A 20,220-nucleotide genomic window follows, 5' to 3' on the forward strand; every position below is an offset into this window, starting at 1 on the left:
GAGGGCGGCGGGGGAGGGGGGGGGGGGCCGGCGGGGGCGGGGGCCGGCGGTGGGGGGGGGGGGGGGGGGGGGGCGGGGGGGGGAGGGGGGGGGGGCGGGGGTCGCGGGGAGGAGCGGCACGCCGGGCGGCGGTGGCGGGCAGCGGGGGCGCGCGGCTGGGTCGGCGGGGGAGGAGGCGGGGGTGGGGGCTGGGGCGGAGGTCAGGCGAGCCGGATCCGCGGGTCGATGAGGGCGTAGACGGCGTCCACGATGATGTTGAAGACGACGATCGCGCCGGCGGACAGCAGGGTCACGCCGAGCACCATGGGCAGGTCGCTCTGGTCCACCGCCTTCAGCGCGAGCCGGCCCACACCCTGGAGGCTGAAGACGGACTCCGTGATGATCGCGCCGCCGATGAGGGTGGCGAGGTCGATGCCGAAGATGGTGACGATCGGGCCCATCGCGCCGCGCCAGGCGAACCGGAAGAAGACGGTACGGCGGGACAGGCCCTTGGCGCGGGCCGTGCGCACGTAGTCCTCGCTGAGCGTCTCGACGAGCTGGGAGCGCGACATACGGGTGTAGTTGGCGGTCCAGATCAGCGCCAGCACCAGCCAGGGCAGCAGCAGACCGGAGGCCCACTCGGCGGGGTTGTCGGTGAGCGGCGTGTACGACGGGTTGTCGAGGATGCCGAGCTTCGCGACGAGGAAGTACATCGCGATGTAACCGACGAAGTAGATCTGGAGCGAGGAGGCGACCAGCGAGCCGGAGCTGGCCAGCTTGTCCTGCCACTTGCCCTGCTTGACGGCGGCGATCATGCCCGCGCCGACACCGAAGATGACGAAGACCACGGCGGAGCCGAAGGCGAGCGAGAGGGTCAGCGGCAGGCGGTTCATGATGGTGCCGAGGACGGGCTCGCGGTTGGCGAACGAGTAGCCGAGGCAGGGGGCGGCGCAGTCGCCGAAGTCGCCGTAGCTGCGGCCGACGAAGATGCCCTTCAGCCAGTACCAGTACTGGACGGGGACCGGATGGTCGATGCCCAGGTTGTGCCGGACCTGCTTGAGCATGTCGGGCGTGCAGTTCTTGCCGCACGACATCATGGCGGGGTCACGCGGAATGGCGTAGAAGAGCCAGAAGGTGACGGCGCTGATGACCAGCAGGATGACCAGCGCGCCGAGGATTCGGCGGACAAGGAAGCGGAGCATGGGGCGTGACTTTCCGGACGGGGCGCCGTCGCCGGGATAGGGGGGAGGGCCGAGGGGGCGGCCAGGTCGTGGCCGCCCCCGTGGGTACTACGCGCTTACTTCTTCGCGTACATCTTGCACAGGGCGACGCAGGTGTTGCCCGGGTCGTAGACGACGTTGCCGACCTTGGAGCCGTACATCCAGTTGCGGATCTTGTTGTAGTCCGGCACCACCGGCGCCAGCTCCATGATCTGGCGGTCGACCGCGCCCCAGGCCTTGTTGGCCTGCTCGACGTCGGCGATCTTCGAGGCGGCCTCGATCGCCTTGTTGATGCTCGGGTCGTTCAGCTGGGCGTAGTTGCTGCGGCCGTCGCCGATGTTCTTGCCGTCCCAGCAGGGGTAGAACACGGAGTAACCGTTCGGCCAGTCCGGGCTCCAGCCGGCGGCCATCAGGTCGAAGCCGTTGTCCAGCTTGCCGATCTGGCTGTAGAAGGTCGACTTGTCGACCTGCTTGTTGACGACCTGGAAGCCGGCGGCCTCCAGCGCGTTCTTGATCGCGACGGCCACCTTCACCTGGGTGTCCGACTGCTGGTAGGCGATGACCAGCTTGTGGCCGATCGCGTTGGCCTCCTTGAGCAGGGCCTTCGCCTTGACCGGGTCGCCGCCGGGCTTCTTGTCGACGCCGTACAGGTCGAACTTCTCGTAGCCGGGGGTGACCGGGCTCAGCAGGGTGGTGGCGATCTCGTTGGTGGCCGGGCCACCGTTGATCGTCTGGATCTGCTGGTGCGGCCACGCGTAGTTGATGGCCTGGCGGATCTTGACGTCCTTGATCCGGGTCGTGTTGATCGGCCAGTAGTAGCAGACCGTGTCGACCTGGGTCAGCACGCGCTTCTTCAGCGTGGCGTTGGTCATGACCTGCGCGACACGCTCGGGCGCGACCTCGTTGAAGATCGACATCGCGTACTGGTCGTTGCCCTTGTCCGCGATGTAGCGGTCGGTGGAGGCGACCAGCTCGAAGCCGAACTGGAAGACGTACTTGTCCGGGTACGCGTTGCGGATCGGGTCCGTCTTCGGGTCCCAGTGGTCGTTGCGCACGTAGGTCAGCGACTTGCCGATGTCACGGCTGCCGATCCGGTACGGGCCGAGCGCGAACGGCCGCTTGTCGTACTTCTCCTTGGTGTCCTGCTTCTTGTTCACCAGGCCATAACCCGGCATGGCGAGCGTGTAGTTGAAGTCCGCGCGCGGCTCGGTCAGGTTGAAGGTGATCGTGTTGCCGGACACCTCGAGCGAGTCGATGTGCTTGCCGTCGTACGGGCCCTTGTACTTGTCGCCGCCGACGAGCCACTGCTGCACGTAGCGCGGGCCCTCGGTGACGAAGGAGGCGAAGAGGCGCTCGAACGTGTGGCGGACGTCGTCCATGGAGAGGTCGGAGCCGTCCTCCCACTTGATGCCGTCCTTGATGGTGAACGACCAGGTCTTGCCGCCGTTCTTCATCGTGCCGGCGTCGGTGGCGACGTCACCGACGAGCGTGCAGCCGCCCTTGTCGTCGACCTTGTAGCCGGTCAGACCGCGCAGGATCGGACGGGTGATGGCGCCCTCGGTCGCGACGTAGATCTGCGCCGGGTCCATGTGGTCCATGTCGAACTGGTCGAGCGAGTAGAGCGTCCCGCCCTTGACCGCGCCGGCGACCTCGGGGGCCGGACCCGTGGAGTCCGCCTTGGTGCCCACCGGGATGTTCATGGTCTTGGCCTTGCCCACCGACGGGACGTTCTTGTCGGTGGCGCCCTTGTCGTCGCTGCTGCAGGCGCTCAGCACAGTCGTGGAGGCCGCGGCCACACCGGTGGCGATCAGGAAGTTTCTACGTGAAAAAGACATGCTGAGCCTGCCTATAGGGGTCGATTCGGACGGTCGTGACCAGCCGGACGCCATCGAGCCGGACCGGGTGGAAGGACGTGCTATCGCTTGGACTTGGGGTCGAGCGCGTCGCGCACGGAGTCGCCGAGCAGGTTGAAGGCGACCACGAAGATCACCATCGAGATGCCCGGGAACAGCATGAAGGTGATGTCCTGGGAGTAGAACATGGCGCCTCGTGCGATCATCACGCCCCAGTCCGGGGTCGGGTCGATGATGCCGACACCGAGGAAGGACAGACCTGCCTCCGTGGTCACGAGCGCCGGGAGCAGCAGCGTGCCCTGGATGATGATCGGTGTCCACAGGTTGGGCAGCAGTTCCTTGAACACGATGCGCATCGGGGACGCGCCCGTGACCTTGGCCGCCTCCACGAACTCGCGCTCACGCAGCGCGAGGACCTGGCCGCGCAGCAGACGCGCGATGGTGGCCCAGCCGAACGTGGTCAGCACCACGATCAGGGCGGTGGCGCGCAGCCACGTGGGGATGTTGTCGTCGGGGGCGACGAAGATGCCGTAGACGACCGGCATGAACGCGATGAAGAACAGGGTCGAGGGGAACGACAGCAGGATGTCGATGACCCGGCTGACGATGTAGTCCGTCTTGCCGCCCAGGTAACCCGCCGTGATGCCGACGATCACGCCGACGACCACCGTGAGGATCGTGGCGGCCACCGCGATGCCCAGCGACGTCCGGATGCCGTAGAGCAGGAAGGTGAACACGTCCCGGCCCAGCTGGGGTTCGATGCCGAACCAGAACTGGGAGCTCATGCCGCCGTTGGGGCCGGCCGGGTACGAGAACATGTCCAGCAGGCCGGGGTCCTGGCTGGCGTACGTCGTGTACGGGTTCTTTCCGTACAGCTTGGCTATGAGCGGCGCCGCGATCGCGATCACGAAGAAGAAGATCACGATGTAGGCGGAGACGACGCCCGTCTTGTCGCGCTTGAAGCGCTTCCAGGCGAGCCGGCCCGGGGAACGGCTCTCACTGCCCTTCGGACCGCTCGAAGTGGTCGACTTCGTGACGGTCTCGTCGGTCACCTCAAGCGGGGCGGCCGCGGATGGAGTTGGGGAGGTCATGGTGCTCCTGGCCCAAGGGAGGGTCTGATGACTCCGCAGGGCACTCCCCTACGGGCTACGCCGGACTTTTTCAACGCAATTCATTCAAGGTCAATAAATTCTCGGTCGGCTTGGTTTTGTCTTTACCTTCTTTGCCTTCCCTTGGTCGATCTGTAGCTACGCGGGTAGCGCGCTGTAATCAATCCGTGCTTCACATCGGACCAATTGGGCGAACCGGGCAAGAAGTTCGATATGCGGACCCCGGAGTGTCGAAATGCGTACATCGACGTGTCCCAATCCAACGTTTCAGCAACGTTACGCGGTGATCTGTTGCGCTCCTCTTTCAAGATCATTGTGAGGGTTCCGGTGAGGTGCGTGCATTCGGCCGACGTGTCCCCCTAAAGGTCCCTCGATCCCGCCATGCGTATGCGGTATGTGTCGTATGAGTCGATATTGGCCGGTGATGCATTCGGTGATCGTCGAGGAGGCGCTCCATGTGTGGTGTCCGGCGCGTCCGGCGGGGCGCCTGTGTGCTCGCCGCAGGGCTGATGTTGGCCGGATGTGGTGGTTCCGGGGGGTTCGGCGGGGCCGGGGTGCTGACCTCCTCCTGGGGCGACCCGCAGAACCCGCTGGAGCCCGCCAACACCAACGAGGTGCAGGGCGGCAAGGTCCTCGGCATGATCTTCCGGGGTCTGAAGAAGTACGACCCGCGCACCGGCCGGGCCGAGAACATGCTCGCCGAGCGCATCAGCACCCCGGACTCGCGCACCTTCACCGTCACCGTCAAGGACGGCTGGCGCTTCAGCAACGGTGAGCCGGTCACCGCCCGCTCCTTCGTGGACGCCTGGAACTACGGCGCGAGCCTGAGGAACAATCAGAAGAACGCCTACTTCTTCGGCTACATCGAGGGCTACGACCGGGTCCACCCCGCCGTCGGCCGGCAGCGCGCCGACACCCTGTCAGGGCTCAGGGTCACCGGCCCCCGTACCTTCACCGTCCGCCTGGGGCAGAAGTTCGCCGGCTTCCCCGACACCCTCGGCTACGCGGCCTACGCGCCCCTGCCGCGCGCCTTCTTCACCGACCACGCCGCCTGGCTGCGGGCACCCGTCGGCAACGGGCCCTACCGGATCGCGTCGTACACCAAGGGCGCCGCGATGACCCTGAAGAAGTGGAGCGGCTACCCCGGACCCGACCCGGCCCGCAACGAGGGCGTCACCCTCCTCGTCTACACCGACAACAACACGGCGTACACCGATGTGCTGGCCGGCAACCTCGACCTCGTCGACGACGTGCCCGCCACCCAGCTGAAGAACGTCCGCACCGACCTGGACGGCCGCTACATCAACACCCCGGCCGGCATCCTGCAGACCCTGGCCTTCCCGTACTACGACCCCCGGTGGAACACCGAGGGGGCGCGCAAGGTCCGCACCGGGCTGTCCATGGCCATCGACCGCGCGCAGATCACCGAGACCATCTTCCGCCGCACCCGCACCCCGGCCACCGACTGGACCTCCCCGGTCCTCGGCGCGGCCGGCGGCTACCAGGCCGGGCTGTGCGGCCACGCCTGCGCCTACGACCCCGCCGGGGCCCGCAGGCTCGTCCGGGAGGGCGGCGGCATCCCCGGCGGCCGGCTGAAGATCACGTACAACGCGGACACCGGCTCGCACAAGCAGTGGGTGGACGCCGTCTGCAACTCCATCAACAACGCCCTGCGCGACGACAAGGCGTGCGTCGGCAACCCGGTCGGCACCTTCGCCGACTTCCGCAACCAGATCGGGCAGCACAAGATGACCGGCCCCTTCCGGGCCGGCTGGCAGATGGACTACCCGTTGATCCAGAACTTCCTCCAGCCGCTGTACTACACGAACGCCTCCTCCAACGACGGCAAGTGGTCCGACCCGCGGTTCGACCGGCTCGTGGACCGGGCCAACGCCGAGACCGACCGGGCCGCCTCCGTCCGGCTCTTCCAGGAGGCCGAGAAGGTCGTCCGCGACAACATGGCGGCCATCCCGCTCTGGTACCAGAACGGCAGCGCCGGATACTCCTCCCGGCTCTCCCGGGTGACGCTCGACCCGTTCAGCGTGCCGGTCTACGACCAGATCAAGGTCGGCTGAGCCGCGTGGGCCGCTATGTCGCCAGACGGCTGCTCCAGATGATCCCGGTGTTCATCGGGGCCACCCTGCTGATCTTCCTCATGGTGAACGTGATGGGCGATCCCGTCGCGGGCCTGTGCGGCGAGCGGGCCTGCGACCCGGCCACCACCGCCCAGCTCAAACGGGAGTTCGGCCTGGACCAGCCGCTGTGGCGCCAGTACGCCACCTACATGGGGAACGTCTTCGCGGGCGACTTCGGCACGGCGTTCAACGGGCAGCCGGTCACCGAGCTGATGGCGGCGGCGTTCCCGGTCACCGTCCGGCTCACCGTGGTGGCCGTCCTCTTCGAGATCGTCATCGGCATCGCGCTCGGCGTCGTCACGGGCCTGCGGCGCGGCCGGCCCGTCGACTCCGGCGTGCTGCTGGGCACCCTGGTCGTCATCTCCGTGCCCACCTTCGTCACCGGGCTGCTGCTGCAACTGCTGCTCGGTGTGCAGTGGGGCTGGATCAGACCGTCCGTCTCGCCGGCCGCCGCCTTCGGCGAGCTGATCGTGCCCGGGCTGGTGCTCGCCTCCGTCTCGCTGGCCTACGTCACCCGGCTCACCCGCACCTCCATCGCGGAGAACAAGCGCTCCGACTACGTGCGCACCGCCGTCGCCAAGGGCCTGCCCCGGCGCCGCGTCGTCACCCGCCACCTGCTGCGCAATTCGCTGATCCCGGTGGTCACCTTCATCGGCACCGACATCGGGGCACTGATGGGCGGCGCGATCGTCACCGAGCGGATCTTCAACATCCACGGCGTCGGCTACCAGCTCTACCAGGGCATCCTGCGGCAGAACACCCAGACCGTCGTCGGCTTCGTGACCGTCCTGGTGCTGGTCTTCCTCCTCGCCAACCTCCTCGTCGACCTCCTGTACGCCGTACTCGACCCGAGGATCCGCTATGCCTGAACAGCCTCACGAGCCCGGGGGAGCCATCGCCGGGACCGGCATGGGCGGCCCCATGGACCTGGGCGCGAGCGAGGCCGCCACGCTGGAGGAGGGCGCCGGCGGCCCCACGGGCGCGGGGCCCGCGGACAAGCCCCGCTCGCTGTGGTCCGACGCCTGGCGGGACCTGCGCCGCAACCCCGTCTTCCTGCTCTCCGCCCTGGTCATCGTCTTCCTGGTGTTCGTCTCCCTGTGGCCCTCGGCGATCGCCTCCGGCAGTCCGCTCGCCTGCGACCTGGCCAAGTCCCAGGACGGCCCGGGCCCGGGCGCCCCCTTCGGCTACGACGGACAGGGCTGCAACGTCTACACCCGCACCGTCTACGGGGCCCGCACGTCCGTCACGGTCGGCGTCTGCGCCACCCTGGGGGTCGCCCTCCTCGGGTCCGTCCTCGGCGGCCTGGCGGGCTATTACGGCGGCTGGTGGGACGCGCTGCTGTCCCGTGCCACCGACATCTTCTTCGCCATCCCCGTCGTCCTCGGCGGCCTGGTGCTGCTGTCCGTGGTGACCAGCAACACGGTCTGGCCGGTGATCGGCTTCATGGTGCTGCTCGGCTGGCCGCAGATCTCCCGCATCGCGCGCGGCTCGGTCATCACCGCCCGCCAGCACGACTACGTCCAGGCGGCGCGCGCGCTCGGCGCCTCCGACTCCCGCATCCTGCTGCGCCACATCGCCCCGAACGCCGTCGCCCCGGTCATCGTGGTCGCCACCATCGCGCTCGGCACCTACATCTCCCTGGAGGCCACCCTGTCCTACCTCGGCGTCGGCCTCAGACCGCCCAGCGTCTCCTGGGGCATCGACATCTCCGCCGCCTCCCCCTACGTCCGCAACGCCCCGCACGCCCTGCTGTGGCCCTCGGGCGCCCTCGCCGTGACCGTCCTGGCCTTCATCATGCTCGGCGACGCGGTCCGCGACGCCCTCGACCCCCGGCTGAGGTGAGGGCGCGCATGCTGCTCGAAGTCCGTGATCTGCACGTGGAGTTCCGGACCCGGGACGGGATCGCCAGGGCGGTCGACGGGGTGTCGTACGCCGTGGACGCGGGGCAGACCCTGGCGGTGCTCGGCGAGTCCGGGTCGGGCAAGTCGGTGACCGCGCAGGCCGTGATGGGCATCCTCGACACGCCGCCCGGCCGGATCACCGGCGGCGAGATCCTCTTCCAGGGCCGGGACCTGCTCGGGCTCCGGGAGGAGGAGCGGCGCCGGCTGCGCGGCGACAAGATGGCGATGATCTTCCAGGACGCGCTGTCCGCCCTCAACCCGGTGCTCCCGGTGGGCGACCAGCTCGGCGAGCTGTTCGTGGTGCACCGCGGCGCGTCGAGGCGGGAAGCGCGGGCCCGGGCGGTGGAGCTGATGGACCGGGTGCGCATCCCGGGCGCCGCCCAGCGGGTGCGCGACTACCCCCACCAGTTCTCCGGCGGGATGCGCCAGCGCATCATGATCGCGGCGGCGCTGGCCCTGGAGCCGGCCCTCGTCATCGCCGACGAGCCCACCACCGCCCTGGACGTCACCGTGCAGGCCCAGGTGATGGACCTGCTCGCGGAGTTGCAGCGCGAGTACCGGATGGGGCTCGTCCTCATCACCCACGACCTCGGGGTGGTGGCGGACGTGGCCGACCGGATCGCGGTGATGTACGCCGGGCGGATCGTGGAGTCGGCGCCCGTGCACGACATCTACAAGGCGCCCGCCCACCCGTACACCCGGGGCCTGCTGGACTCCATCCCCCGCCTGGACCTCAAGGGGCGGGAGCTGTACGCCATCAAGGGCCTGCCGCCGAACCTGACCCGGGTGCCCCCGGGCTGCGCCTTCCACCCGCGCTGCCCGATGGCCCGGGACGTCTGCCGCACCGAGGTGCCCCCGCTGTACGAGGTGTCCGAAGCCCGGGGCAGCGCCTGCCACTTCTGGAGGGAGTGCCTCGATGACGGCGAACGGTGAACCGATCCTGGAGGTGGAGGGGCTCGTCAAGCACTACCCGCTGACCCGGGGCGTCCTGTTCAAGAAGCAGATCGGGGCCGTACGGGCCGTCGACGGCGTCGACTTCGCCCTGGGCCGGGGCGAGACCCTCGGCATCGTCGGCGAGTCGGGCTGCGGCAAGTCGACGGTCGCCAGGCTGCTGTGCAGCCTGGAGCGGCCCACCGCCGGGTCCGTCCGGTTCAAGGGCGAGGACATCACCCGGCTGTCGGGCCGCGCCCTGAAGGCTGTACGCCGCAACATCCAGATGGTCTTCCAGGACCCCTACACCTCCCTGAACCCCCGGATGACGGTGGGCGACATCGTGGGGGAGCCGTACGAGATCCACCCCGAGGCGGCCCCCAAGGGGGACCGGCGCCGGCGGGTGCGGGAACTGCTGGACGTGGTGGGGCTCGACCCGGACTACGTCAACCGCTATCCGCACCAGTTCTCCGGCGGCCAGCGCCAGCGCATCGGCATCGCCCGGGGGCTCGCCCTGCGCCCGGAGGTCATCGTCGCCGACGAGCCGGTGTCCGCGCTGGACGTCTCCGTGCAGGCGCAGGTGATCAACCTGCTGGCCCGGCTCCAGACGGAGTTCGACCTCTCCTACGTGTTCATCGCGCACGACCTGTCGATCGTGCGGCACATCTCGGACCGGATCGCGGTGATGTACCTGGGCCGGATCGTGGAGACGGGACGGGACGCCGAGATCTACGACCACCCGACGCACCCGTACACCCAGGCGCTGCTGTCGGCGGTGCCGGTCCCGGACCCCGACGCCCGCGAACGCCGCGAGCGGATCATCCTCGGCGGCGACGTGCCCTCCCCCACGGACATCCCCTCCGGGTGCCGCTTCCGCACCCGGTGCTGGAAGGCGCGGGAGCGGTGCGCGCTGGAGGTGCCGGCCCTCGCGGTGCCCGACGTGTTCCGGGAGGGCGGGGGACCGGCCGCGCACGACTCGGCGTGCCATTTCGCCGAGGAGCGGCGGGTGGTGCCGCCGGAGGACCCCGGGGGGCCCGAGGCGCCGCAGGCCACGGTGAACGGCAACGGGCCGGGGTGACACGCACCCCGGCCCGCTCACGGCACCCGCACGGCCGTATGCCGGGCAGCCTGCCGCGTCCGCATATCGGTACCGCTACCGGCGCGTTGCCCGTGTGTTAACGCGGCCGGGGCTCAGCCCAGGGAGCGCCGCAGGAAGTCCAGCTGGAGTTCGAGCAGGTTCTCCGCGACGGTCTCCTGCGGGGTCATGTGGGTCACCCCGGACAGCGGCAGCACCTCGTGCGGGCGGCCGGCGGCCAGCAGGGCGGAGGACAGCCGCAGGGAGTGGGCGACCACCACGTTGTCGTCCGCGAGGCCGTGGATGATCATCATCGGGCGGTGCGGTTCGGCCGGGTCGACCAGACCGGCGCCGTCGATCAGCGAGTTGCGGCGGTAGACCTCCGGCTGCTCGTTCGGGTCGCCCAGGTAGCGCTCCTGGTAGTGGGTGTCGTAGAGGCGCAGGTCGGTGACGGGGGCGCCGACCACCGCCGCGTGGAAGACGTCCGGGCGGCGCAGCACCGCCAGCGCCGAGAGGTAGCCGCCGAAGGACCAGCCCCGGATCGCCACCCGGCCCAGGTCCAGCGGGAACCGCTCGGCCAGCGACCGCAGCGCGTCCACCTGGTCCTGGAGCACGACGTCCGCCACGTCGTCGCGGATCTCCTTCTCCCAGGCGGGGGAGCGCCCGGGGGTGCCCCGGCCGTCGGCCACGATCACGGCGAAGCCCTGGTCGGCGAACCACTGGGAGGTGAGATGGGCGTTGTGCGCGGCGACCACCCGCTGGCCGTGCGGACCACCGTAGGGGTCCAGCAGAACCGGCAGGGGAGTGTCACCGGGGTAGTCCCGTGGCATAAGCACGGCGCACGGAATTCGGCGTGCGCCCCCCTCGGTCAGGGTGATCCGGGGGGACAAACCGGGGTCTTCGGCGTACGACCGGACAGTGGCTGCCGGTTTCCCGTCACGCAGCACCTGGACACGGGCGCCCGGCCTGTCCAGCGTCGCGGAGACCAGCACGGTCACGCCCCCGGCGCGTACCGCCGAGTGCACGCCGGGTTCCTGGGAGACGCGCTCCACTCCCAGCTCGTTCACGCGGTACACATGGATCTCACCGGTCTCCGGCGCCTCCGCCTCGGCGCCCGCGGAGGCCGAGACGAGCACGTCGTCCGCGCCCACGTCCAGCACCGCGCGGATGTGCAACTGGCCGCTGGTCAGCAGGCGTTCGCCCACGGCGAGGACGCGCGCACCGCCCTCGTCCGCGATCCGGACCAGCTGGCCCGAGGGGCTCCAGCAGGGCACCCCGGCGAACAGTTCCAGCCAATTTGGGTCCTCGTCCGCGTGCACCATCCGGGTCGTCCCGGTGTCCGGGTCCACCGCCAGGAAGAGCTGACTGCGCTGGTCCCTGGCCTGCACCAGGATCAGCGGCGCACCCGCCTCTGACCAGTGCACTCGGGCCAGATACGGGTAGCGGGCGCGGTCCCACTGCACCTCGGTGCGCGCACCGTCGAGGCCGAGCACGAACAGCCGTACGTCCGCGTTCGGGGTGCCCGCCGCGGGATAGGCGACGTTACTCGGCTCACGCTCCGGGTGGGCCGGATCGGCGATCCACCACCGGGTCACCGGCGTGTCGTCCGCGCGGGCCACCAGCAGCCGGTCCGACCCCGGCGCCCACCAGAAGCCCCGGTGACGTGCCATCTCCTCGGCCGCGATGAACTCCGCGAGCCCGTAGGTGACGTTCTGCGTCTCCGGCTCGGCGAGCGCGCGGTCGCCCTCGCCGTCGGCGCCCACGACCCGCAGGGCGCCCTGCGCGACGTACGCGATGTGCCGGCCGTCCGGGGCCGGGCGGGGGTCGATCACCGGCGCCGGAGCGGTGAGTTCACGGGTCTCGCCGGTCGTCAGCCGCGCCGTGAAAAGCCGCCCTGACAAGGTGAAAGCCGCCAACTCCACGGCGGCGTCGGTGGCGTGGCCGACGATGCCGGCCCCGCCCTCGCGGCTGCGCTCACGGCGCGCCCGCTCCTCGGGCGAGAGCCGTTCGGTGGCGCCCCCCAGGAGGGTGCCCGGGTCGGCGACGAGGCGTTCGGTGCCGTCCGGAAGGTCGAGCACCCACAGGGAGTTGGCCCGGTCGGTGCCGGAGCCGGATCGGAGGAACGCGACACGTGCGCCGTCGGGCGCCACCGTGAATCCGCGCGGCGCGCCGAGGGTGAACCGCTGGGTTCTCGCGTGCCTGCGGGGGAAGGAGTCGGACTCGGTCGTCATACCCCGACCATATTGGCCATGCGCCCCCTTGTGCGGCCGTGCGCCGAGCGATGCGCGAGCACGGATAGTTATGATCACTACCGCTGTGTGGGTATGAACCTGCCGGTGCCTGCATGGACTTGCTCTACCGATCTTTCCGAACAGCCGCGTCCCTGGGAACTTTGGAGGTGAGCCGCCGTGGCACTCTCGATTTCGGCGGTGGTGCTGCTGGCGATCATCGTCTTCCTGCTGATGAAGAAGTCCGGGCTCAAGGGCGGCCATGCGGTGGTCTGCATCCTGCTCGGCTTCTACCTCGCCTCCTCCACCATCGCGCCCACGATCAGTCAGCTGACCTCGAACGTGGCGAGCATGATCGGAAGCATCAAGTTCTGAGCGGCCCTCCGGCCGGTCCGTCCCGTCCCGCTGCGCGTGTTCCCCGCCCGGCGATCCGCAAACCGCCGCGGCCGGGAGCCGGAGCGGCCCGCGATCGCCGGGAACGCCGCCGGCCTGCGTAGGGTGGTGGCATGACGGAACTGTCCTCCTTTGGGTCGCGGGGCGCTCGGCGGCTGCTCCTGGTGCATGCGCACCCGGACGACGAGTCGATCAACAACGGCGCCACCATGGCCAAGTACGTGGCCGAGGGGGCGCACGTGACGCTGGTCACCTGCACCCTGGGGGAGCGGGGCGAGTGCATCCCGCCCGGACTGCGGCATCTGACCGGCGCCGCGCTGGGCGCGCACCGGCGAGGCGAGCTGGCCGCCGCCCTCGGCGAGCTGGGGGTCACCGACGCCCGGCTGCTCGGCGGCGCGGGCCGCTACGGCGACTCCGGGATGATGGGCACCGCCGACAACGACGATCCCGGCTGCTTCTGGCGGGCCGACGTGGACGAGGCGGCCGGCCACCTCGTCGAGGTGATCCTGGAGACCCGGCCCCAGGTCCTCGTCACCTACGACGACAACGGCGGCTACGGCCACCCCGACCACATCCAGGCCCACCGCGTCGCCATGCGCGCCGTGGACCTCGCGGCCGAGCGCGGGCACCGCGTCGACAAGGTCTACTGGAACCGCACCCCGCGCTCCGTCGCCGAGGCCGCCTTCGCCCGGCTCCAGGACGAACTGCCCACCCTGCCCTTCGCCAAGAGCGCCGTCCTGGACGACGTACCCGGCGTGGTGGACGACGCGCGGATCACCACCGCCGTCGACGGCACCGCCCACGCCGCTGCCAAGGCCGCCGCGATGCGCGCCCACGCCACCCAGATCGAGGTGGCCGGGTCCTGCTTCGCGCTCTCCAACGAACTGGCCCAGCCCCTGTTCACCACCGAATACTACGAGTTGGTGCGCGGCACGGCCGTTCCCGGCGAGACCGACCTGTTCGCCGGCCTCGGCCCCGAGGAGGCGTCGTGAGCGGCGGACAGGGCCCCGCAGCCCCGGGTTCGATGCTCGCCCAGCCGCTGCGGCCGCCGTCCCCCGGGCGGGCCGCGGCGTTCGTCGGCCTCTTCCTGCTCGGCGCCCTCGTCGCGGCCGCCGGCGCGCTGGTGCAGGCCGCCTGGTTCCCCGGCGGACTGCTGCTCGCCCTCGCGGCCGCGGTCGGCACCTTCCTCGGCGGCTCGTACGCCACCCGGTCCCGGGGCGGCGCGATGGCCCCGGCGGCGGGCTGGATCGTCACCGTCATACTGCTCACCTCCTCCCGCCCCGAGGGCGACTTCCTCTTCGGCGCGGGCGGCGGCTCCTACCTCTTCCTCTTCGGCGGCATGGCGCTCGCTGTGATCTGCGCCACGCTTGGCGCGATGCGGCAACCCCGGGACGGCTCCGCCCGACTTGGGAAGTGACGTACCGCTTTCCGGCGCCGCCCGCGTGCGAGTTGGGTGTGGGTTTCCCCGGCGGTCAGGGGATGCCCGCCGGAAGCGGCCAGTATGGTGGTGCGCGCCGCCGAACCTCCCCCACGCCGCCGACCTCGTTCGAGCCGGGGGGACCGCCAGAGCAGTGAGGTCGTGTCGGGCGGCGGAGCCAACTGGGAGAACCTGCCTTGAGTCGTGAAACTGACACTCCGTCCTCCGGGCCCAACGGGCGCGGCGGAGCCGCATACCCCTCCGGCACCCCGCCGTACGGGACCCCCTTGGCATCCGACGGCGGTACGGACGGGGCCCGTTCGGGCGCGCCGGAGGAACGCAAGACCGAGACCACGCTGACGACCCGCATCCGGATCAACATCCCCGGGTCCCGGCCGATCCCGCCGGTCGTCGTGCGCAAGCCCGTCGGGGAGGGCGAGTCCGCCGAGGGCGCCCGGGAGGAGAAGCCGCCCGCCGAGGTGCGCACCCCGGCCGCCGCGGCGCCCGCCGCGGAGGCGCCCGCCGAGTCCGCGGCCCCGGCCGAGGAGAAGACCAGCGACTGGTTCGCGCCGCGCAAGTCCTCCGGGGGCAAGGCCCCGGCCGGCAAGGGCGGCGCGGGCGGGGGCGCGAACCCCGGCGGTCCCGGCGCCCCCTCCGGCGCTCCGGGTGCCCGTCCGGGTGGTCCGGGAGCGAACGGCGCGGCCGGTGGCACCGGCGCACGCCCCGGCGGTGTGGTCGGCTCCATGAGCGTGCCCGGCCGCGCCGGCAAGACCAACGGCTCGGGCCTGCCCGGCGCCACGGGCGGCCCCGTGGCCCCCGGGCACGGCGGCGGCACCGGCTCCTTCGACGTCACCGAGGCGCTGGCCGCGGGCCCGCTCGGCGGCGGCTCCCGGGCCGACGGCAACGGCGGCGAGCCGCGCCGCGACGACCTGCCGTACTTCTCGGAGAACGGCGGCCAGGACGGCTTGGGCGGCCCCGCCGGCGCGGGCGGCGTGGGCGGTGCGGACGGCGCGAACGGACCGCGCGGCCAGGGCGGCCCGCAGGGCCCCGCCGGGCCGACCGGCGGTCCGGTCACCGGCGACAGCCCGCTGGTGCCGGGGACCGGCGGGTACGGCGACCAGGGCGGCGCGCCCGCGCGCAGCGCCCTCGCGGACATCGCCGACCTCGGCGGCCCGGGCGCGCCCGGTGGTCCCGCGGGCGCTTCGGGCGCCGGGCTCGGCCCCGGCGGCGGGCTCAGCGACGACACCGCGATCCTCACCCCGCAGAAGCCGGCCCCCGAACCGCCCGGCTACCGGGCCCCGGACAACGTCTCCGGACACACCGTCACCAGCGGCATCCCGGTCGTGCCGGGCGCGAACGGCGCTCCGTTCGGCGCGGGCGGCCCCGGCGGCCCGGCCGGGCAGACGGCGCCCAAGCCGGCGCCCGAGCCCGCCAAGGCCGCGCCCAAGGCGGCGGCCAAGCCGAAGAAGGGCCGCAGCAAGCTGGTGCTGCTCGCCGTCGGCGTGGTGGTGGTCGCGGGCGGTGTCTACGGCGCCGGGCTGCTGATGAACCACACCGATGTGCCCAAGGGCACCACCGTGCTGGGCGTCGACATCGGCGGCGGCACCCGTGACGACGCCGTCAAGAAGCTGGACGACGCGTTCGGCAGCCGGGTGGCCAAGCCGCTCAAGCTGGACGTGGGCGGCAGGACGGTCACCCTCACCCCGGCCAACGCCGGTCTCCAGTTCGACTTCCAGGCCACCGCGAGCCAGGCCGCGAAGAGCGACTACAACCCGCTCTCCGTGGTCGGCACCCTCTTCGGGCAGAAGCGGGTGGTCGCCCCGGTCATGCCGGTGGACGAGGAGAAGCTCCAGGCCGCGCTCCAGCAGGCGGGCGGGGGCTCCGGCTCCGGGGCGGTCGTCGAGGGCGGCATCGAGTTCAAGCCCGGCAAGGCCGTGGCCGTCCACGGCAAGCCGGGCAAGGCCATCGACGCGGCCGGCTCCGCCCAGGCGATCGAACAGGCGTACCGCACGGCCGTGGAGACGGACAGTTCGGTCCCGGTCACGGTGCCGACGGCCAACCGGCAGCCCGCGGTCTCCGACGCCGAGGTCGACCGCGAGATGAAGGAGTTCGCGGAGCCGGCGATGTCGGCGCCCGTGACCGTGCGGACGGACGCCGGGCACACGGTCATGTTCAGCCCGCAGAAGTCGCTGTGGAAGTTCCTCGGCGTGGCCGCGGTCAACGGCAAGCTGACCGACAAGCCCGACTACACCGCCCTGAAGCAGCTGTACGGCCAGGCGTTCGACGGCGTCCTGATCACCCGGGGCAACGGCAAGAAGACGCCGGTGACGCCCCAGGACGTCTACCTGGCCATGCGTCAGGCGCTGACCAGCACGACCAACCGCGTCGCGGTGATCAGCACCAACCCGAACTGAGGGCGGCGTCAGGGGCGTCCGGCACCGCGCCGGGCGCCCCTGACGCGTCCCCCGGGGAATGTCACCCCCGGCCGCATGACATCTGTCATCCCGCACGCAGGATCACCGGCACTGCCGGGCGCCCGTCCCGGCCCGGCACCATGGGTGCATGACAACGACAGCGGTACCGGCCACCTCCACCACCACCGAGGTGGTCGGGTTCGACCAGGTGACCAAGACGTACGGGACGGTGCGGGCCGTCGACGGGCTCTCGCTGCGGCTGCACCCGGGGGAGACCGTCGCCCTGCTCGGGCCGAACGGCGCCGGCAAGTCCACCACCCTCGATCTGCTCCTCGGCCTGAAGCAGCCCGACAGCGGCTCGGTGACCGTGTTCGGCACCAGCCCGCGCGAGGCGATCGTGGCCGGACGGGTCGGGGCCATGCTGCAGAGCGGCGGCCTGATGGACGAGGTCACCGTCGCCGAACTGGTCAAGCTGTCCTGCTCGCTGCACCCGCGGCCGTACCCGGTCTCCGACGTGCTGGCCCGCGCCGGGATCACGCAGATCGCCGACCGCAAGGTCAACAAGCTCTCCGGCGGCCAGGCCCAACGGGTCCGCTTCGCCCTGGCCACCGCCGGCGACAGCGACCTGATCATCCTGGACGAGCCGACCACCGGCATGGACGTCTCCGCCCGCCAGGCCTTCTGGGCCACCATGCGCGAGCAGGCCGATCAGGGCCGTACCGTGCTGTTCGCCACGCACTACCTGGAAGAGGCCGACGCCATCGCCGACCGGATCCTGGTGCTGCACCGCGGCCGGCTCCTCGCCGACGGCACCGCCGCCGAGATCAAGGCCAGGGCGGGCGCCCGGCGGATCTCCTTCGACCTGGAGGGCACCGTCGACGAGGACGCCCTGCGCGCCCTGCCCCACCTGACCTCCGTCACGGTGTCCCCCAGCGGCTCCGACCGGACCGTGCGCATCCAGTCCGCCGACGCCGACGCCACCGTGCACGCCCTGTACCGCCTCGGTGTCTACCCCCGCAATCTCGAAGTCACCGGCCTCGGGCTGGAACAGGCGTTCGTCGCCATCACGGAGGCCGAGGAGGCCAAGCAGTCGTGAACTCGCTCATCAAGCTGGAACTGACCCGCGCCCTGCGCAACAAGAAGTTCCTGTTCTTCTCGGTGCTCTACCCGGCCGTCCTCTTCCTGATCATCGCGGGCAACGCCGACGACACCAGGATCGACGGGACCGGGCTGACCCTGGCGACCTACATGATGGTCTCCATGGCCTCCTTCGGCGCGCTGACCGCCGTCCTGATGGGCAACAGCGAGCGCATCGCCAAGGAGCGCGAGAGCGGCTGGGTGCGGCAGCTGCGGCTGACCCCGCTGCCCGGCCGCGGCTACGTCCTCGCCAAGACCGCCGGCGCGGCCGTGGTGAGCCTGCCGTCCATCGTGGTGGTCTTCCTGGCCGCCGCCGTGATCAAGCACGTACGGCTGGACGCCTGGCAGTGGCTCGCCCTCACCGGGGTCATCTGGGCCGGCAGCCTGGTCTTCGCCGCGCTCGGCGTCGCCCTCGGCTACCTCGCCTCCGGGGACGCGGTGCGCCCCATCACGATGATCGTGTACTTCGGGCTGTCGATCCTCGGCGGCCTGTGGATGCCGTCCACCACCTTCCCGCGGTTCCTCCAGGACATCGCCAAGTGGCTGCCCACCCACGCGTACGCCGCGCTGGGCCGGGCGATCGAGCAGAGCCAGGCCCCGCACACCACGGACATCGCCGTCCTCGCCGGGTACTTCGTCCTCTTCGCGGGCGGCGCGGCCTGGCTGTACCGGAAGGACACGCTGAAGGCGTGAGCACGATGACGGAAGCCACGCAAGCCACGGAGGCCGGCGCGCGCGGGCCGGAGCCGGAGGTGCGGATCGGACAGGGGCCCCGCAACCGGCGCGAGGTACTGGTCAAGCTGCTGTGGATCGGCGTGTGGCTGGTCTTCCTCAGCTCCCCGGTCCACGACCTGGCGGACGGCCACCACACCACGGCCGGCACCGTGGCCGGGACGGCGGCCCTCGCCGTCTTCGTCGCCGCCTATCTGATGCTCGTCTTCCGGAACATGGGGCGGCCCGACTCGCCGGGGGCCGTGGCCGTGCTGCTGGGGACCCTCGCCGTCCTCGCACCCGCCCTCGGCTACGGCCTCGGCATGCACTGGACCGGGCTGTTCGTCTACCTCTCGGTGGCCTGCGGGGCCACCCTGCCGCCGCGGCTCGCGGTCTGGGCGGTCCCGGGCTCGGCCGTGCTGATGTACCTGGTCCGGCTGCGGTGGGGCGTGTACGCGGTCGACGAGGACGTGCTGATGGTCCTGCTCATCGGATTCGCGATGATCGGTGTGAGCCAGCTCGTGCGCACCACCGTCGAGTTGCGCAAGGCGCGGGCCACCGTCGCCCAGCTCGCCGCCAACGAGGAGCGGCTGCGCCTCGCCCGGGACCTGCACGACCTGCTGGGCCACTCGCTCTCCCTGATCACGCTGAAGAGCGAGCTGGCCGGGCGGATGCTGCCCGACCACCCGGACAAGGCGGCCCAGCAGGTCGCCGACATCGAACAGGTCAGCCGCCAGGCCCTGGTGGACGTCCGGGAGGCGGTCACCGGCTACCGGCGCCCCCGGCTCGCCGTGGAGCTGGCCGGCACCCAGGTGGCGCTCACGGCCGCGGGCGTCACCGCCGAACTGCCCGAGGGGCCCGACCTGGACGGGGTGGACCGGGAGGCCGAGTCCGCGCTCGCCTGGGCGCTGCGCGAGGCGGTCACCAACGTGGTCCGGCACAGCGGCGCCGACCGCTGCGCCGTACGGCTCCTGCGCCGCCAGACCCTGGACGGCCCGGTGCTCGAACTCGCCGTCGAGGACAACGGATCGGGTGGCAGCGGCGGCGGCTTCGGCAACGGCCTGACCGGGCTGACCGAGCGTCTGGAGAAGGCCGGCGGGACCCTGGAGGCGGGGCGGTCCGGACGCGGCTTCCGGCTGGTCGCCCGGGTGCCCGCGGCGGGTGCCGGGGACGTAGGATCCGGGGCATGACGCGCACGATCAAGGTCCTGCTGGCCGAGGACCAGTCGATGGTCCGCGAGGCGCTGGCCGCGCTGCTGGGCCTGGAGCCGGACATCGAGGTCGTCGCCCAGGTCGCGCGCGGGGACGAGGTGCTCGGGGCGGTCGGCGCGCACGACGTCGACGTGGCGCTGCTCGACATCGAGATGCCGGGCTGCACCGGCATCGAGGCCGCGGCACGGGTCCACCGGGAATTCCCCCGGGTCAAGCTGGTGGTGCTGACGACCTTCGGACGCCCCGGCTATCTGCGCAGCGCCATGGAGGCCGGCGCCGACGCCTTCCTCGTCAAGGACGCCCCGGCGGCCCAGCTCGCCGCGGCCGTGCGCACGGTGCTCGCCGGCGAGCGGGTCATCGACCCCACGCTGGCCGCCGCCGCGCTCGCCGAGGGCGCCAACCCGCTCACCGACCGCGAACGCGAGGTGCTGCGCGCCGCGGCCGACGGCTCCACCAACGCCGAACTGGCCAGGGCCCTGCACCTGTCCCAGGGCACGGTCCGCAACT

At 71.4% G+C, this 20,220-nt stretch carries 17 protein-coding genes; 13 read left to right on the forward strand and 4 right to left on the reverse strand.

The genetic code is table 11. The features are described from left to right. Positions 1-200: 200 nt before the first annotated feature. The 3 genes from FRZ03_RS14270 to FRZ03_RS14280 all read right to left on the reverse strand — a co-directional run bounded on the left by FRZ03_RS14270 (position 201) and on the right by FRZ03_RS14280 (position 4,143). On the reverse strand, positions 201-1,181 hold the full coding sequence (locus FRZ03_RS14270; protein WP_146465525.1) for an ABC transporter permease: 981 nt from the start codon (positions 1,179-1,181) through the stop codon (positions 201-203). A 95-nt stretch (positions 1,182-1,276) separates the two neighbouring features. After that, positions 1,277-3,034 carry an ABC transporter substrate-binding protein gene (locus FRZ03_RS14275; protein WP_146465526.1) on the reverse strand — a complete coding sequence of 586 codons (1,758 nt, stop codon included), beginning with the start codon at positions 3,032-3,034 and terminating at the stop codon, positions 1,277-1,279. 80 nt (positions 3,035-3,114) lie between these two features. Then, complete coding sequence (locus FRZ03_RS14280) at positions 3,115-4,143, reverse strand: ABC transporter permease (protein WP_186785420.1); 1,029 nt, start codon at positions 4,141-4,143, stop codon at positions 3,115-3,117. A gap of 473 nt (positions 4,144-4,616) precedes the next feature. Here FRZ03_RS14280 and FRZ03_RS14285 point away from each other — a divergent pair, with 473 nt between their 5' ends. From FRZ03_RS14285 to FRZ03_RS14305, 5 genes are read left to right on the forward strand one after another with little or no spacing between them, the layout of a single operon-like run. Continuing rightward, positions 4,617-6,236 carry a peptide ABC transporter substrate-binding protein gene (locus FRZ03_RS14285; RefSeq protein WP_146465527.1) on the forward strand — a complete coding sequence of 540 codons (1,620 nt, stop codon included), beginning with the start codon at positions 4,617-4,619 and terminating at the stop codon, positions 6,234-6,236. 5 nt (positions 6,237-6,241) lie between these two features. Beyond that, the gene (locus FRZ03_RS14290; RefSeq protein ID WP_146465528.1) at positions 6,242-7,165 is read left to right on the forward strand and encodes an ABC transporter permease; all 924 of its coding nucleotides are present in this window, start codon (positions 6,242-6,244) and stop codon (positions 7,163-7,165) included. Continuing rightward, the gene (locus tag FRZ03_RS14295) at positions 7,158-8,138 is read left to right on the forward strand and encodes an ABC transporter permease (RefSeq protein ID WP_146465529.1); all 981 of its coding nucleotides are present in this window, start codon (positions 7,158-7,160) and stop codon (positions 8,136-8,138) included. Before FRZ03_RS14290 ends, FRZ03_RS14295 begins: the two co-directional genes overlap by 8 nt. 8 nt (positions 8,139-8,146) lie before the next feature. Beyond that, positions 8,147-9,130 carry an ABC transporter ATP-binding protein gene (locus FRZ03_RS14300; protein WP_146465530.1) on the forward strand — a complete coding sequence of 328 codons (984 nt, stop codon included), beginning with the start codon at positions 8,147-8,149 and terminating at the stop codon, positions 9,128-9,130. Further along, a complete protein-coding gene (locus tag FRZ03_RS14305; RefSeq protein WP_146465531.1) occupies positions 9,114-10,205 on the forward strand; it encodes an ABC transporter ATP-binding protein in 1,092 nt (363 codons plus the stop codon). The genes FRZ03_RS14300 and FRZ03_RS14305 overlap by 17 nt, the downstream gene beginning before the upstream one ends. Before the next feature lie 113 nt (positions 10,206-10,318). Here FRZ03_RS14305 and FRZ03_RS14310 read toward each other — a convergent pair whose 3' ends face one another. Continuing rightward, positions 10,319-12,433, reverse strand: a complete 2,115-nt coding sequence (locus FRZ03_RS14310; RefSeq protein WP_146465532.1) for a S9 family peptidase — start codon at positions 12,431-12,433, stop codon at positions 10,319-10,321. 177 nt (positions 12,434-12,610) lie between these two features. Between FRZ03_RS14310 and FRZ03_RS14315 the strand changes: the two genes are divergently transcribed. The 8 genes from FRZ03_RS14315 to FRZ03_RS14350 form a co-directional block, all read left to right on the forward strand. Then, on the forward strand, positions 12,611-12,805 hold the full coding sequence (locus FRZ03_RS14315; RefSeq protein ID WP_070026930.1) for a hypothetical protein: 195 nt from the start codon (positions 12,611-12,613) through the stop codon (positions 12,803-12,805). A gap of 131 nt (positions 12,806-12,936) precedes the next feature. Continuing rightward, the gene (gene mshB, locus FRZ03_RS14320; RefSeq protein ID WP_146465533.1) at positions 12,937-13,815 is read left to right on the forward strand and encodes an N-acetyl-1-D-myo-inositol-2-amino-2-deoxy-alpha-D-glucopyranoside deacetylase; all 879 of its coding nucleotides are present in this window, start codon (positions 12,937-12,939) and stop codon (positions 13,813-13,815) included. Between the two features lie 32 nt (positions 13,816-13,847). Then, complete coding sequence (locus FRZ03_RS14325; protein ID WP_146465570.1) at positions 13,848-14,240, forward strand: DUF6113 family protein; 393 nt, start codon at positions 13,848-13,850, stop codon at positions 14,238-14,240. Positions 14,241-14,437: 197 nt separating this feature from the next. Continuing rightward, positions 14,438-16,654, forward strand: coding sequence for a hypothetical protein (locus tag FRZ03_RS14330; RefSeq protein ID WP_146465534.1), 2,217 nt, complete (start codon positions 14,438-14,440; stop codon positions 16,652-16,654). Between the two features lie 148 nt (positions 16,655-16,802). Beyond that, the gene (locus FRZ03_RS14335) at positions 16,803-17,750 is read left to right on the forward strand and encodes an ABC transporter ATP-binding protein (RefSeq protein WP_146465535.1); all 948 of its coding nucleotides are present in this window, start codon (positions 16,803-16,805) and stop codon (positions 17,748-17,750) included. After that, entirely contained in the window at positions 17,747-18,484 is a 738-nt protein-coding gene (locus FRZ03_RS14340) for an ABC transporter permease (protein ID WP_146465536.1), read from the forward strand. Before FRZ03_RS14335 ends, FRZ03_RS14340 begins: the two co-directional genes overlap by 4 nt. Positions 18,485-18,489: 5 nt before the next feature. Continuing rightward, positions 18,490-19,692, forward strand: a complete 1,203-nt coding sequence (locus FRZ03_RS14345; protein ID WP_146465572.1) for a sensor histidine kinase — start codon at positions 18,490-18,492, stop codon at positions 19,690-19,692. Beyond that, positions 19,689-20,220, forward strand: a 532-nt coding sequence (locus FRZ03_RS14350) for a response regulator transcription factor (RefSeq protein WP_146465571.1), incomplete at its 3' end; no start/stop codon positions are given. The genes FRZ03_RS14345 and FRZ03_RS14350, both read left to right, overlap by 4 nt.

Source organism: Streptomyces misionensis, assembly GCF_007896895.1.
Taxonomy (GTDB): Bacteria; Actinomycetota; Actinomycetes; order Streptomycetales; family Streptomycetaceae; genus Streptomyces; species Streptomyces misionensis_A.